Genomic DNA, 14,541 nt, shown 5'->3' with positions numbered 1-14,541 from the left:
CAACTTTATTAGTATACAACGTCGCTTTCTCAAAGTCAACAACTTTTTTAAATCTTTTTTTGGTGGAGCCTAGCGGGATCGAACCGCTGACCTCCTGCGTGCAAAGCAGGCGCTCTCCCAGCTGAGCTAAGGCCCCATAAAAATGGTCGGGAAGACAGGATTCGAACCTGCGACCCCATGGTCCCAAACCATGTGCTCTACCAAGCTGAGCTACTTCCCGATTCCTCATATTAAAATAATATATGGCGCGCCCGAGAGGAGTCGAACCCCTAACCTTTTGATCCGTAGTCAAACGCTCTATCCAATTGAGCTACGGGCGCAAATGATAATGCCGAGGGCCGGACTTGAACCGGCACGGTAGTCACCTACCGCAGGATTTTAAGTCCTGTGTGTCTGCCAATTCCACCACCCCGGCGTGGATGGTATAGTTGGAGCGGAAGACGGGATTCGAACCCGCGACCCCCACCTTGGCAAGGTGGTGTTCTACCACTGAACTACTTCCGCAGACAGGATGTCCAGTTTTTATAACTGTCATCCTATATAATGCGGGTGAAGGGACTTGAACCCCCACGTCATAAAGACACTAGATCCTAAGTCTAGCGCGTCTGCCAATTCCGCCACACCCGCTTAAAAATGGTGAGCCATGAAGGACTCGAACCTTCGACCCTCTGATTAAAAGTCAGATGCTCTACCAACTGAGCTAATGGCTCTTCTTACAAGAGACTTGAATATTATATCATATAAAAGTGGTGCCGGCAAGAGGACTTGAACCCCCAACCTACTGATTACAAGTCAGTTGCTCTACCAATTGAGCTACACCGGCAAATGGTGGAGGATGACGGGCTCGAACCGCCGACCCTCTGCTTGTAAGGCAGATGCTCTCCCAGCTGAGCTAATCCTCCATAATTGCACTAACGTGCAATTGCTTGGCGGCGTCCTACTCTCACAGGGGGAAACCCCCGACTACCATCGGCGCTGAAGAGCTTAACTTCCGTGTTCGGCATGGGAACGGGTGTGACCTCTTCGCTATCGCCACCAAACAATTGAGAGTGTTCTCTCAAAACTAGATAACAGGTGTGACATCATTAGAAATTAGGTTAAGTCCTCGATCGATTAGTATCTGTCAGCTCCATGTGTCGCCACACTTCCACCTCAGACCTATCAACCTGATCATCTTTCAGGGATCTTACTTCCTTGCGGAATGGGAAATCTCATCTTGAGGGGGGCTTCATGCTTAGATGCTTTCAGCACTTATCCCGTCCGCACATAGCTACCCAGCGATGCCCTTGGCAGAACAACTGGTACACCAGCGGTGCGTCCATCCCGGTCCTCTCGTACTAAGGACAGCTCCTCTCAAATTTCCTGCGCCCGCGACGGATAGGGACCGAACTGTCTCACGACGTTCTGAACCCAGCTCGCGTACCGCTTTAATGGGCGAACAGCCCAACCCTTGGGACCGACTACAGCCCCAGGATGCGATGAGCCGACATCGAGGTGCCAAACCTCCCCGTCGATGTGGACTCTTGGGGGAGATAAGCCTGTTATCCCCGGGGTAGCTTTTATCCGTTGAGCGATGGCCCTTCCATGCGGAACCACCGGATCACTAAGCCCGACTTTCGTCCCTGCTCGACTTGTAGGTCTCGCAGTCAAGCTCCCTTGTGCCTTTACACTCTGCGAATGATTTCCAACCATTCTGAGGGAACCTTTGGGCGCCTCCGTTACCTTTTAGGAGGCGACCGCCCCAGTCAAACTGCCCACCTGACACTGTCTCCCCGCCCGATAAGGGCGGCGGGTTAGAAGGTCAATACAGCCAGGGTAGTATCCCACCGATGCCTCCACCGAAGCTGGCGCTCCGGTTTCCAAGGCTCCTACCTATCCTGTACAAGCTGTACCAACATTCAATATCAGGCTGCAGTAAAGCTCCACGGGGTCTTTCCGTCCTGTCGCGGGTAACCTGCATCTTCACAGGTACTATAATTTCACCGAGTCTCTCGTTGAGACAGTGCCCAGATCGTTGCGCCTTTCGTGCGGGTCGGAACTTACCCGACAAGGAATTTCGCTACCTTAGGACCGTTATAGTTACGGCCGCCGTTTACTGGGGCTTCAATTCGCACCTTCGCTTACGCTAAGCGCTCCTCTTAACCTTCCAGCACCGGGCAGGCGTCAGCCCCTATACTTCGCCTTACGGCTTCGCAGAGACCTGTGTTTTTGCTAAACAGTCGCCTGGGCCTATTCACTGCGGCTCTCTCGGGCTTTCACCCTAACAGAGCACCCCTTCTCCCGAAGTTACGGGGTCATTTTGCCGAGTTCCTTAACGAGAGTTCTCTCGATCACCTTAGGATTCTCTCCTCGCCTACCTGTGTCGGTTTGCGGTACGGGCACCTCTCACCTCGCTAGAGGCTTTTCTTGGCAGTGTGGAATCAGGAACTTCGCTACTAAATTTCGCTCGCCATCACAGCTCAGCCTTATGGGAAACGGATTTGCCTATTTCCCAGCCTAACTGCTTGGACGCGGATATCCAATACCGCGCTTACCCTATCCTCCTGCGTCCCCCCATTGCTCAAATGGTGAGGAGGTGGTACAGGAATATCAACCTGTTGTCCATCGCCTACGCCTTTCGGCCTCGGCTTAGGTCCCGACTAACCCTGAGCGGACGAGCCTTCCTCAGGAAACCTTAGGCATTCGGTGGAGGGGATTCTCACCCCTCTTTCGCTACTCATACCGGCATTCTCACTTCTAAGCGCTCCACCAGTCCTTCCGGTCTGGCTTCACAGCCCTTAGAACGCTCTCCTACCACTGTTCGAAGAACAGTCCGCAGCTTCGGTGATACGTTTAGCCCCGGTACATTTTCGGCGCAGAGTCACTCGACCAGTGAGCTATTACGCACTCTTTAAATGGTGGCTGCTTCTAAGCCAACATCCTGGTTGTCTAAGCAACTCCACATCCTTTTCCACTTAACGTATACTTTGGGACCTTAGCTGGCGGTCTGGGCTGTTTCCCTTTCGACTACGGATCTTATCACTCGCAGTCTGACTCCCAAGGATAAGTCATTGGCATTCGGAGTTTGACTGAATTCGGTAACCCGGTAGGGGCCCCTAGTCCAATCAGTGCTCTACCTCCAAGACTCTTACCTTGAGGCTAGCCCTAAAGCTATTTCGGAGAGAACCAGCTATCTCCAGGTTCGATTGGCATTTCACCCCTACCCACACCTCATCCCCGCACTTTTCAACGTGCGTGGGTTCGGGCCTCCATTCAGTGTTACCTGAACTTCACCCTGGACATGGGTAGATCACCTGGTTTCGGGTCTACGACCACGTACTCATGCGCCCTATTCAGACTCGCTTTCGCTGCGGCTCCGCATCTTCTGCTTAACCTTGCACGGGATCGTAACTCGCCGGTTCATTCTACAAAAGGCACGCCATCACCCGTTAACGGGCTCTGACTACTTGTAGGCACACGGTTTCAGGATCTCTTTCACTCCCCTTCCGGGGTGCTTTTCACCTTTCCCTCACGGTACTGGTTCACTATCGGTCACTAGGGAGTATTTAGCCTTGGGAGATGGTCCTCCCGGATTCCGACGGAATTTCACGTGTTCCGCCGTACTCAGGATCCACTCTGGAGAGAACGAAGTTTTGACTACAGGGCTGTTACCTTCTATGGCGGGCCTTTCCAGACCTCTTCATCTACCTCGTTCCTTTGTAACTCCGTATAGAGTGTCCTACAACCCCAAGAGGCAAGCCTCTTGGTTTGGGCTAATCCCGTTTCGCTCGCCGCTACTCAGGGAATCGCATTTGCTTTCTCTTCCTCCGGGTACTTAGATGTTTCAGTTCCCCGGGTCTGCCTTCTCATATCCTATGAATTCAGATATGGATACCACTCCATTACGAGTGGTGGGTTTCCCCATTCGGAAATCTCCGGATCAAAGCTTGCTTACAGCTCCCCGAAGCATATCGGTGTTCGTCCCGTCCTTCATCGGCTCCTAGTGCCAAGGCATCCACCGTGCGCCCTTTCTAACTTAACCGTTAAAAAGAATCACTATGTGATATCTTGTGTTACTAATTGAATGTGATGTCTACTGTTATCTAGTTTTCAAAGAACACGTTTCGAAGGAATGATCCTTCAAAACTAAACAAGACAGGGAACGTTCTGTTTATAAGACCCAAGGTCTTATATTCCGTAAATATCCTTAGAAAGGAGGTGATCCAGCCGCACCTTCCGATACGGCTACCTTGTTACGACTTCACCCCAATCATCTGTCCCACCTTCGGCGGCTGGCTCCATAAAGGTTACCTCACCGACTTCGGGTGTTACAAACTCTCGTGGTGTGACGGGCGGTGTGTACAAGGCCCGGGAACGTATTCACCGCGGCATGCTGATCCGCGATTACTAGCGATTCCAGCTTCACGCAGTCGAGTTGCAGACTGCGATCCGAACTGAGAACAGATTTGTGGGATTGGCTTAACCTCGCGGTTTCGCTGCCCTTTGTTCTGTCCATTGTAGCACGTGTGTAGCCCAGGTCATAAGGGGCATGATGATTTGACGTCATCCCCACCTTCCTCCGGTTTGTCACCGGCAGTCACCTTAGAGTGCCCAACTGAATGCTGGCAACTAAGATCAAGGGTTGCGCTCGTTGCGGGACTTAACCCAACATCTCACGACACGAGCTGACGACAACCATGCACCACCTGTCACTCTGCCCCCGAAGGGGACGTCCTATCTCTAGGATTGTCAGAGGATGTCAAGACCTGGTAAGGTTCTTCGCGTTGCTTCGAATTAAACCACATGCTCCACCGCTTGTGCGGGCCCCCGTCAATTCCTTTGAGTTTCAGTCTTGCGACCGTACTCCCCAGGCGGAGTGCTTAATGCGTTAGCTGCAGCACTAAGGGGCGGAAACCCCCTAACACTTAGCACTCATCGTTTACGGCGTGGACTACCAGGGTATCTAATCCTGTTCGCTCCCCACGCTTTCGCTCCTCAGCGTCAGTTACAGACCAGAGAGTCGCCTTCGCCACTGGTGTTCCTCCACATCTCTACGCATTTCACCGCTACACGTGGAATTCCACTCTCCTCTTCTGCACTCAAGTTCCCCAGTTTCCAATGACCCTCCCCGGTTGAGCCGGGGGCTTTCACATCAGACTTAAGGAACCGCCTGCGAGCCCTTTACGCCCAATAATTCCGGACAACGCTTGCCACCTACGTATTACCGCGGCTGCTGGCACGTAGTTAGCCGTGGCTTTCTGGTTAGGTACCGTCAAGGTACCGCCCTATTCGAACGGTACTTGTTCTTCCCTAACAACAGAGCTTTACGATCCGAAAACCTTCATCACTCACGCGGCGTTGCTCCGTCAGACTTTCGTCCATTGCGGAAGATTCCCTACTGCTGCCTCCCGTAGGAGTCTGGGCCGTGTCTCAGTCCCAGTGTGGCCGATCACCCTCTCAGGTCGGCTACGCATCGTTGCCTTGGTGAGCCGTTACCTCACCAACTAGCTAATGCGCCGCGGGTCCATCTGTAAGTGGTAGCCGAAGCCACCTTTTATGTTTGAACCATGCGGTTCAAACAAGCATCCGGTATTAGCCCCGGTTTCCCGGAGTTATCCCAGTCTTACAGGCAGGTTACCCACGTGTTACTCACCCGTCCGCCGCTAACATCAGGGAGCAAGCTCCCATCTGTCCGCTCGACTTGCATGTATTAGGCACGCCGCCAGCGTTCGTCCTGAGCCAGGATCAAACTCTCCGATAAAGTAGTTTGACTGACTACGCACATCGCTGTGCGATTTATTTAAAACTTGAATTAACAGGTACGTTTTGTCTTGTTTAGTTTTCAAAGATCATTTTGTCACTTCGTCTAAGCGACTTTATTATTATAACTCTTTGTCTTGTTGAAGTCAATAACTTTTTTGAAGTTATTTTTTTGTCATCGCCTTGTTTAGCGGCAACGAATAATAATATACCACCTTGTAAATAATAGTGCAATAGTTTTTTTGAAGAAAAACTATAGGAATTATAAAAGAGCGTCATCCTTCTATTAGAAAGGTTGACGCTCTTTAACATTAGCGCTGTCTCATTTGCGGGAATAACAGTACATCTCGGATCGAAGGAGCATTCGTAAGCAGCATGACGAGGCGATCGATCCCGATGCCTAAGCCTCCTGTTGGCGGCATGCCATACTCCAGGGCTTCAACGAAGTCTTCATCCATTAAATGAGCTTCATCATTACCCTCTTCTCGTTCTTTTAATTGGGCTTCAAAACGCTCTCTTTGATCAATAGGGTCATTTAGCTCTGTGAATGCATTTGCATGCTCACGGCCTACGATAAACAGTTCAAAACGGTCTGTGAAGCGCGGGTCCTCTGGATTTTTCTTAGCAAGAGGAGAGATTTCTACTGGATGTCCATAAATAAACGTCGGCTGGATAAGCGTTTCCTCGATTTTTTGTTCGAAGAATTCGTTTATAATATGGCCCACTGTCATAGAGTCTTTAATCTCTACACCATGCTCTTTTGCATATTCACGGGCCTGCTCAACAGTTACCTCTTCCCAGAAGTCAACGCCTGTCGCTTCTTTGACTGCGTCAACCATATGGATTCTTTTCCACTCAGGTTTCAGTTCAATTTGTTCTTCGCCGTATTGGATTGTCGTCGTGCCAAGCACTTCTTGTGCGATATGTGCGACAAGGTTTTCAGTTAAGCTCATGATATCTTTATAGTCAGCATACGCTTCATATAATTCAATCATTGTGAATTCTGGGTTATGGCGTGTAGAGACGCCTTCATTACGGAAAACACGGCCGATTTCATATACTTTTTCTAAACCGCCGACAATCAAGCGTTTCAGATGCAGTTCAATCGCAATACGCATGTAGAGCGGAATATCTAAAGCATTATGATGGGTAATGAACGGACGCGCGGAGGCTCCCCCTGGAATGCTGTGCATAGTTGGTGTTTCTACTTCTAAGTATCCGTGATCATCAAGGTATCTTCTCATCGCTTGAATGATCTTGCTTCGTGTGATGAACGTATGTTTGCTGTCCGGATTTACGATAAGATCCAGGTAGCGTTGACGGTAGCGCTGCTCAACGTCTTTTAAACCATGATATTTATCCGGCAGCGGACGAAGCGCTTTTGTCAGCAAATCAAATGATGTTGCTTTTACAGACAGTTCGCCTACATTTGTTTTGAACACTTTTCCGGTTACGCCGATAAGGTCACCAAGGTCGGAAGATTTAAAGATTTCATATTGGTCGTCACCGACACTGTCTTTTCTTACGTAGATTTGAATTTGACCTTCTAAATCCTGAAGGTGCGCGAAGCCAGCTTTTCCTTTACCGCGCTTTGTCATCATACGGCCTGCGATTGTGACTTCAATCGCTTTTTCTTCTAACTCTTCTTTCGTTAGATTTTGATATGCCGCAATAATTTGCTCAGATTGATGAGTTCTTTCAAAACGTGCGCCGAATGGATCTATACCGTTTTCTCTCATCTGATTCATTTTGTCGCGTCTGACTTGCAGCTGGTCGTTTAATTCTTCATGATTATGCTCTTCTTGACTCATTGTTATCACTCCATTACAGATATTGTCTCATGAAAAAAGCAGAAAAACTGCCAGCATAAAACTGGCAGTGAGCAGCAAATAGAGGTGAGTATTATCCTACTTTTGCGTCTTGAAGCCCTTTTGCCTCAACTTCAGCAGTAAATGCATCTAAAAGCTGTACAAGCTCTTCTCTTGTCTCGCAATGATTGATTCCATTCCGAACCTCCGCATTGCCTCTTACGCCTTTTAGATACCACGCAGCATGTTTTCTCATTTCTCTTACCGCTACATTTTCACCTTTTAAGTTAATCAAGCGGTCAAGATGCAGTTTGCATACCGCCATTTTTTCACGTACTTGCGGCTCTTCTTTTAATTCACCTGTTTCAAGGTATTGAACTGTACGGTAAATCATCCACGGATTGCCCAGTGCGGCGCGACCGATCATGACACCGTCCACTCCTGTTTCATCAAGCATACGCTTAGCATCCTGCGGCGTCTTGACATCGCCGTTTCCAATGACCGGAATCGATACAGACTGTTTTACTTCTTTGATAATATCCCAGTTTGCAGTTCCTTCGTACATCTGCACTCTTGTACGGCCATGAAGCGCAACTGCTTTTCCGCCCGCACGCTCAACAGCCTGTGCGTTTTTCACGGCAAAAATGTGGTCTTCATCCCAGCCCATTCTCATTTTCACTGTAACTGGTTTATCAACGGCATCTACTACTGCAGCAACCATTTCGTAAATCTTATCAGGATTCAGAAGCCATTTCGCTCCCGCATCACATTTTGTAATCTTGGGTACCGGGCATCCCATGTTAATATCAATGATATCAGCAGTTGTGTTCTGGTCTACAAACTTCGCCGCTTCCACAAGGGTTTCCTTTTTTCCTCCGAAGATTTGAAGGCTGAGCGGTTTTTCACGTTCATCAATATAAAGCATACCCATTGTTTTGGCATTGTTGTAAAGGATCGCTTTGTCGCTGACCATTTCAGCGCATACCAATCCGGCTCCGAATTCCTTTACAGTCAATCTGAATGCTGAGTTGCAGACACCAGCCATAGGGGCCAGCACAACCGGATTTTTCAATTGAATATCACCGATTTTAAACATTTTTCCCCTCCTTTCATTTGTTATTATTTTCTGGCGGCGCTAATTCGTCCGCGCTTATATTTAAAACATCTGCTGCGCTGTGAATAATGGCAGCTGACGGCAATCGGTTTCCGCGTTCAATTTCGCCGAGAATGGAAACTGATATACCTAATGCTTTTGCAAATCCTTCTTGAGTATAACCTTTCAGCTTTCTGAATGCACGAATTCGTCTACCCCAGATTTCTGCTTCCATACTCTTACACCTTCTTGGTCGGTTTCCGCGCTTTTTGCCTCTTTTTCAACCCACTTGCATATTTCCGCAAGCGGCGCAAGGACAAATAAACGCTCATACATTCTCGGATGCGGAACAATTAGTTGCTCTGTTTCAATATTTTCACGATTAAACAGTAAAATGTCAAGGTCTGCCGTCCTCGGACCCCATCTGACTTCTCTCGTCCTGCCCAATTCATTTTCTATATGCTGAGTTAGCTCAAGGAGCTGAAACGGATTCAGCGACGTCTCGATTTCAACTGCCATATTTAAAAATTCATCTTGGGCTTCGTATCCGACTGGGTCTGTTTCGTAAATAGAAGACACTTTCGTGACTGTTACTGCCTCATGGTGATGGAGCATCTCCACCGCTCGCCGTAAATACGTTTCTCTATCTCCAATATTAGATCCAAGTGCAATATAAGCGATATTGTTCATGATTTTTTTCTCGTGATTTCTATTGCTACTGATTTATAGTGGCCGGGAATGGGCGGATCTGGCTTAATCACTTTTACAGTACATTGCTGTACCCGATGAAATTTCTTCAGGACAGTGTCCGCAATACGTTCTGCCAGTGTTTCCACCAGTTTCACAGGCTCACCTTCGACGATATCTTTACATACATGGTAAAGCTCGGCATAGTTAATAGTTTGCTCAAGGTCGTCTGTTTGTCCCGCCTTGCTTAAATCCAATTCTGCAGTTAAATCGACTTTAAAACGCTGTCCGAGCTTGTTCTCCTCTTTGAACACACCGTGATAGCCGTAAAACTCCATGCCTTCTACGTAGACTTTATCCATGATGCATCCCTCCCTTGTTCAGCATTGCATCCATCATTTTTGCCATTCTTGCTATTTGTTTTACATCATGGACTCTCACAATGTCACAGCCCTTTTGAATGCCTAGACACACAGTTGCACCTGTGCCCTCAGCCCGCTCCTCAGGAGGAAGATCCAGCACACGGCCGATAAATCTTTTTCGGGAGGTTGCAAGGAGAACCGGATAGCCAAGTCCGCTGAAAACCTCTAGCTTGTTCATGACTGCCAGATTATCGTGATAGTCCTTCGCAAAACCAATACCGGGATCGAGGATAATGTTCTTCTCCTCTACACCTGCTTCAACAGCAATCTTTACACTTTCCATTAAATCTGACAGCATATCCGGTATTAAGTCGTTGTAGTTTCTTTCTTTACGGTTATGCATGAGAACGATTGGAACATTGTGTTCAGCTGCGACAGACGCCATTTTCGGATCATACTTTGCTCCCCAAATATCATTGATAATCGAAGCGCCGGCTTTAACAGCTTCATCCGCGACAGAAGCCTTGTACGTATCTACAGAGATCGGCACTGCCAGCTCTTTTGTAATCCGCTCAATCACAGGAATTACTCTGGCCATTTCTTCGTCCTCGGACACATATTCGGCACCGGGTCTTGTCGATTCGCCTCCGATATCAATAATATGCGCACCGTTATCAATCATCTCTTTCGCGTGCAACAGGGCCTTGTCCAGGCTGTCATATTTTCCGCCATCCGAGAAAGAGTCAGGCGTTACGTTTAAAATACCCATCACCAGCGTCTTTTCTTGATATGATAATGCGCTGGGTTTGGTATGGATTACTTGTGTTTGGTTTATCGTTTGCTGCGCCATTCTCTTCCTCCCTGTCATGAATTCATGTTCTTTATTTCTTGATGGTATAGCGTTTGTAAAGCGGAAGTTATTTCTCCGTTTCTGCCCGGATAGGTCACTTCTTCTATTTGAGAAAACGGAATGATCTCAAGAACCGAGTTGGTCATCCATGATTCATCTGCCGTCAAAAGGGCTTCAAGCTGGTAGCGGCCGGTTTTGACATCCATTCCTATTCTCTTAGCGTTCTCCATGACAAAACGTCTCGTGACGCCGTCAAGAATTCCGGTATCAAGTGATGGTGTATAGATACAGCTGCCTTTTCTCCAGAAGACATTCGAAATGATGCCCTCTGCTACAGCGCAATCCCCTGTTAAAAAGATCCCTTCAAACCGCGGATCATTTCCGATCTCCCGTTTCGCATACATATTATTTAGATAGTGATGAGATTTTAACCGGAACGGCCCCTCCGGTGTGTTTCTCCGTATCGACAAAACCTTCCCTTCCTTTTGCAAAGGAAGACTTTCTGGTTTTAGCTGGTTAACAAAACATAAGACAGTCGGCTTATCGTAAGTTTGAGCAGCGAAGCCTTTATCACTGATGCCGGCTGATATGTTCAGCCTGACGCGGGCATTGCCGTCTTTGATATCATTCAGCCCGAGCAGCTTGTCCAGCATCTCAATAACCTCTTGTTTTGTCACAGTGTACTCGATCTGCAGATCCTTAAGTGCGTGTTCAAGCCGTTCTAAATGCCAATCTAGCAGGAACGGTCGCCCTTCATAAAGCCTGAAAGTCTCAAAAACACCAATCCCATATAAAAAACCATGGTCAAAAGGAGAAAGAACTGCATCTTTCTCCTCTATGAATCGGCCGTTTACATATATCATCACGCAATGACTTCCTTGCGGTACGTTTCAATAAAATTTCTGAGCATTTCTTTTCCAAAGGAAGTCATAATAGACTCTGGATGAAATTGAACGCCTTCTATCGGAAGATCATTGTGCCGTATAGCCATGATTTCTCCCTCTTTCGTTTGTGCCGTTACTGTGAAACAGCTTGGCAGCGTTTCAGACTTTACGATCAGTGAGTGGTATCGTGTCGCCACAAGCGGGTTTTGCAAACCTTTAAAGATCGTCTTGCCATCATGCTCGATTTCTGAGGTTTTCCCGTGCATCAGCCGCTCTGCTCTGACCACGTCTCCGCCAAACACCTGTGCGATAGACTGATGTCCGAGACATACCCCAAAAACGGGGATTTTGCCTGCGAAGTGTTTAATTGCTTCAAGGCTGATCCCAGCTTCATCAGGACTGCACGGTCCGGGTGAAATCATTAAGAAATCCGGTGACAGCTCTTCAATTTGCTCTATTGTGATATCGTCATTGCGTTTTACAATCAGCTCTTCTCCAAGCTCGCCCAAATACTGCACTAAGTTGTACGTGAAAGAATCATAGTTATCAATCATTAAAATCATTTCTCTGCTCACCTCATCTAATTTTTGTCTCTACTTCGCTCAGCTCTAACGCCTTTTGCATCGCAAAAGCTTTTTTGAATGATTCTCTGTATTCATGCTTAGGGACAGAATCAATCACAACTCCTGCTCCGGATTGCATAAACGCCTGCCCTCCGGTTGCATAAATGGTTCGGATCACGATATTAAACTGAAGATCCTGATTATACCCAAACCACCCTATAGATCCAGTATAAAGCCCACGGCGTGTCGGCTCAAGTTCTTCTATAATTTCCATTGTCCTTACTTTAGGCGCACCTGTAATCGTCCCTCCAGGAAATACAGCATGAATAATATCGACAGCGTCGTATCCATCCTGCAGTTCACCTTGGACATTAGACACAATGTGCATGACGTGGGAGTATTTTTCAATTGCCATGAATTCATTAACCCGCACTGATCCGTAACGGGAAACTCTGCCCAGATCATTTCGTTCCAGATCAACCAGCATGACGTGCTCAGCGCGTTCTTTTTCATTATGGATCAATTCGTTTGCGAGCGCTTCATCTTCCTCATCCGTTTTCCCTCTGGAACGAGTGCCTGCGATCGGTCTTGTCTCTAACAGTTTGCCCTTTTTACTGACAAGAAGTTCAGGAGATCCGCAAATAATTTGGAAATCCGGTGTTTCTAAATATGCCATATACGGAGAAGGATTCACTTCTCTCAGCTTTTTGTAGATTTCATACGGGTGAGCAGACAGTGACTGCGACTGCCTGATCGATAGGTTAACTTGAAAAACATCTCCGCTTGCAATGTATTGCTTGATTTTCTCTACAGCCTGAGAAAAGCTTTCTTCAGTAAATGGCGCTGCAAAGGAACCGTCAGCTGTATATGTCATCTCTTGTAACGGCTCACCGGGAAGCTCAGTCAGCCACATATGTTCGAGCTGGGACAGCTTTTCGTCCGCTGATTCGTTCTCGTCATTCACATGGGTGACCAGCCAAAGAGATTGTTCTTCATGGTCATAGACGGCTATATCATCAAAGACAAGAAAATAGATATCAGGTGTCTCCAGGTCATCTAATGAGAGCATTTTGAAGTTTTCAATGTAGCGGGCGTAATCATAGCTGAGAAACCCGATTGCCCCGCCTTGAAAATCTGGGAGCTCGTGATCTGTTTCTGTTTCCAGCGTTTTAAACCAGCTGTGGAAGGCACGTAGTGGATCACCTTCTTCAAACAGCATCTCATCCCCATGCTTAATGGTTGTAATTCCGTCTTTTCCTTTTACAGTCGCAATTGGATCGAGACCGGCTATACTGTATCTGCCGCCTCTTGCACTTTCAAGAAGCACGTGCTGTTTTCTGGATTGTGAAAGTTTCTCATATTGTTGCAAGAATGAATCTTTTTGAAAAGGTACTTTTCTGCCTGCCGGTCTGCGTTGTGCCATTTATATCATTCCTCTGTTTTCTTTTTCTGCTTTTTTTATTGTAAAGCAATATCATGAGTGAAAAAAGTGAATTTCTCTTCCAAGAATAAGATTCGTCGCGGACACGGCATATTTGATGCACAAATAAAAAAACTCCCGGGCACCGGGAGTTTGTCGGATTTTTTAATCGAATTGATACAGCGGCGTACTCAAATAACGTTCGCCGTTACTCGGAATGATAGCTAATACTTTTTTGCCCTTTCCGAGTTTTTTCGCTACTTGAATAGCTGCATAGATGGCCGCACCTGATGAGATGCCTCCGAGAATTCCTTCTTCACGGGCAGCTCTGCGCGCATATTCAAATGCTTCTTCATTCTTCACAGGGAAGATTTCATCGTATACTTCAGTGTTTAAGATGTCAGGCACAAAGCCAGCTCCGATTCCCTGAATTTTGTGGGGGCCTGGTTTTCCTCCTGAAAGCACTGGGGAATCTGACGGTTCAACAGCGTAGATTTTGACGGAAGGATATGCTTCCTTCAGGACTTCACCCGCTCCTGTAATCGTTCCGCCTGTTCCAATTCCGGCTACAAATGCATCAAGCTGGTCATCACCGAATTGCTCAACAATTTCTTTACCTGTTGTTTGGCGATGGATTTCAGGGTTCGATGGATTGTTAAACTGCTGCGGCACGAAGTATCCGTGTTTTTCTGCAAGCTCTTCCGCTTTCTTAATGGCACCTTTCATGCCTTCCGCACCCGGCGTCAGCACAAGCTCAGCACCATACGCGCGAAGAAGGTTGCGGCGCTCCATGCTCATTGTGTCAGGCATAACCAAAATCGCTTTTAAACCTTTAGCTGCAGCAACCATTGCCAGCCCAATTCCTGTATTTCCGCTTGTCGGTTCAATGATTGTATCGCCAGCTTTTAATTTCCCTTCTTTTTCAGCGGCTTCAATCATCGCTAAACCGATACGGTCTTTTACACTGCTTCCAGGGTTCATGTATTCAAGCTTTAAATATACATCCGCACTGTTTTCATCAACAAGGCGATTTAATTTAACGATTGGCGTATTCCCAATTAATTCAGTAATGGAGTTTGCTACACGTACCATTCTTGACACCTCAATTTCCGACTATTTGTATTGGTATTATGTA

General features: G+C 47.4%; 10 protein-coding genes, 9 tRNA genes and 3 rRNA genes. All 22 read right to left on the bottom strand.

Annotated elements, in window-relative coordinates:
• Positions 1-60: 60 nt before the first annotated feature.
• Positions 61-136: transfer RNA gene (locus NST56_RS00540), tRNA-Ala, on the bottom strand.
• Positions 137-143: 7 nt separating this feature from the next.
• A tRNA-Pro gene (locus tag NST56_RS00535) sits at positions 144-220 on the bottom strand.
• A 23-nt stretch (positions 221-243) separates the two neighbouring features.
• Positions 244-320: transfer RNA gene (locus tag NST56_RS00530), tRNA-Arg, on the bottom strand.
• A gap of 9 nt (positions 321-329) precedes the next feature.
• A tRNA-Leu gene (locus tag NST56_RS00525) sits at positions 330-415 on the bottom strand.
• A gap of 14 nt (positions 416-429) precedes the next feature.
• A tRNA-Gly gene (locus NST56_RS00520) sits at positions 430-504 on the bottom strand.
• Positions 505-544: 40 nt separating this feature from the next.
• Positions 545-627 (bottom strand) — tRNA-Leu (locus NST56_RS00515).
• A 7-nt stretch (positions 628-634) separates the two neighbouring features.
• Positions 635-710, bottom strand: a tRNA-Lys gene (locus NST56_RS00510).
• Positions 711-747: 37 nt separating this feature from the next.
• A tRNA-Thr gene (locus tag NST56_RS00505) sits at positions 748-823 on the bottom strand.
• Between the two features lie 3 nt (positions 824-826).
• Positions 827-902: transfer RNA gene (locus tag NST56_RS00500), tRNA-Val, on the bottom strand.
• A gap of 22 nt (positions 903-924) precedes the next feature.
• A 5S ribosomal RNA gene (gene rrf / locus NST56_RS00495) occupies positions 925-1,040 on the bottom strand.
• Between the two features lie 53 nt (positions 1,041-1,093).
• Positions 1,094-4,021, bottom strand: a 23S ribosomal RNA gene (locus tag NST56_RS00490).
• Between the two features lie 169 nt (positions 4,022-4,190).
• A 16S ribosomal RNA gene (locus NST56_RS00485) occupies positions 4,191-5,740 on the bottom strand.
• The 16S, 23S and 5S rRNA genes sit together here with 9 tRNA genes alongside, the layout of an rRNA operon.
• A 310-nt stretch (positions 5,741-6,050) precedes the next feature.
• Positions 6,051-7,550 (bottom strand): lysine--tRNA ligase, encoded by a 1,500-nt coding sequence (gene lysS / locus NST56_RS00480; RefSeq protein WP_010332730.1) that lies wholly within the window; start codon positions 7,548-7,550, stop codon positions 6,051-6,053.
• Positions 7,551-7,641: 91 nt separating this feature from the next.
• Complete coding sequence (gene dusB / locus NST56_RS00475) at positions 7,642-8,643, bottom strand: tRNA dihydrouridine synthase DusB (protein ID WP_339179289.1); 1,002 nt, start codon at positions 8,641-8,643, stop codon at positions 7,642-7,644.
• 13 nt (positions 8,644-8,656) lie between these two features.
• Positions 8,657-8,875, bottom strand: a complete 219-nt coding sequence (locus NST56_RS00470) for a helix-turn-helix transcriptional regulator (RefSeq protein WP_010332728.1) — start codon at positions 8,873-8,875, stop codon at positions 8,657-8,659.
• Positions 8,827-9,330: a 2-amino-4-hydroxy-6-hydroxymethyldihydropteridine diphosphokinase gene (gene folK, locus NST56_RS00465; RefSeq protein ID WP_168746770.1), complete on the bottom strand. Its 504-nt coding sequence runs from the start codon at positions 9,328-9,330 to the stop codon at positions 8,827-8,829. Before folK ends, NST56_RS00470 begins: the two co-directional genes overlap by 49 nt.
• On the bottom strand, positions 9,327-9,689 hold the full coding sequence (folB, locus tag NST56_RS00460) for a dihydroneopterin aldolase (protein WP_010332726.1): 363 nt from the start codon (positions 9,687-9,689) through the stop codon (positions 9,327-9,329). Before folB ends, folK begins: the two co-directional genes overlap by 4 nt.
• The gene (gene folP / locus NST56_RS00455; RefSeq protein ID WP_010332725.1) at positions 9,682-10,539 is read right to left on the bottom strand and encodes a dihydropteroate synthase; all 858 of its coding nucleotides are present in this window, start codon (positions 10,537-10,539) and stop codon (positions 9,682-9,684) included. Before folP ends, folB begins: the two co-directional genes overlap by 8 nt.
• Before the next feature lie 14 nt (positions 10,540-10,553).
• Complete coding sequence (pabC, locus tag NST56_RS00450) at positions 10,554-11,402, bottom strand: aminodeoxychorismate lyase (RefSeq protein ID WP_339182017.1); 849 nt, start codon at positions 11,400-11,402, stop codon at positions 10,554-10,556.
• Positions 11,402-11,986 carry an aminodeoxychorismate/anthranilate synthase component II gene (gene pabA / locus NST56_RS00445; RefSeq protein ID WP_168746768.1) on the bottom strand — a complete coding sequence of 195 codons (585 nt, stop codon included), beginning with the start codon at positions 11,984-11,986 and terminating at the stop codon, positions 11,402-11,404. Before pabA ends, pabC begins: the two co-directional genes overlap by 1 nt.
• Before the next feature lie 13 nt (positions 11,987-11,999).
• A complete protein-coding gene (locus NST56_RS00440) occupies positions 12,000-13,409 on the bottom strand; it encodes an anthranilate synthase component I family protein (RefSeq protein WP_168746767.1) in 1,410 nt (469 codons plus the stop codon).
• A 162-nt stretch (positions 13,410-13,571) separates the two neighbouring features.
• Positions 13,572-14,498, bottom strand: a complete 927-nt coding sequence (cysK, locus tag NST56_RS00435; RefSeq protein WP_010332721.1) for a cysteine synthase A — start codon at positions 14,496-14,498, stop codon at positions 13,572-13,574.
• Between the last annotated feature and the right edge of the window lie 43 nt (positions 14,499-14,541).

The sequence above is a fragment of the Bacillus sp. FSL R5-0560 genome (genome assembly GCF_037966305.1).
Lineage (GTDB): Bacteria > Bacillota > Bacilli > Bacillales > Bacillaceae > Bacillus > Bacillus mojavensis.
This window is presented reverse-complemented; position numbering and strand designations above follow the sequence as displayed.

Coding starts and splice junctions, on each gene's coding strand:
- folP (WP_010332725.1), bottom strand. CDS start 10,539: ATGGCGCAGCAAACGATAAACCAAACACAAGTAATCCATACCAAACCC.
- dusB (WP_339179289.1), bottom strand. CDS start 8,643: ATGTTTAAAATCGGTGATATTCAATTGAAAAATCCGGTTGTGCTGGCC.
- folK (WP_168746770.1), bottom strand. CDS start 9,330: ATGAACAATATCGCTTATATTGCACTTGGATCTAATATTGGAGATAGA.
- folB (WP_010332726.1), bottom strand. CDS start 9,689: ATGGATAAAGTCTACGTAGAAGGCATGGAGTTTTACGGCTATCACGGT.
- lysS (WP_010332730.1), bottom strand. CDS start 7,550: ATGAGTCAAGAAGAGCATAATCATGAAGAATTAAACGACCAGCTGCAA.
- pabA (WP_168746768.1), bottom strand. CDS start 11,986: ATGATTTTAATGATTGATAACTATGATTCTTTCACGTACAACTTAGTG.
- NST56_RS00440 (WP_168746767.1), bottom strand. CDS start 13,409: ATGGCACAACGCAGACCGGCAGGCAGAAAAGTACCTTTTCAAAAAGAT.
- pabC (WP_339182017.1), bottom strand. CDS start 11,402: ATGATATATGTAAACGGCCGATTCATAGAGGAGAAAGATGCAGTTCTT.
- cysK (WP_010332721.1), bottom strand. CDS start 14,498: ATGGTACGTGTAGCAAACTCCATTACTGAATTAATTGGGAATACGCCA.
- NST56_RS00470 (WP_010332728.1), bottom strand. CDS start 8,875: ATGGAAGCAGAAATCTGGGGTAGACGAATTCGTGCATTCAGAAAGCTG.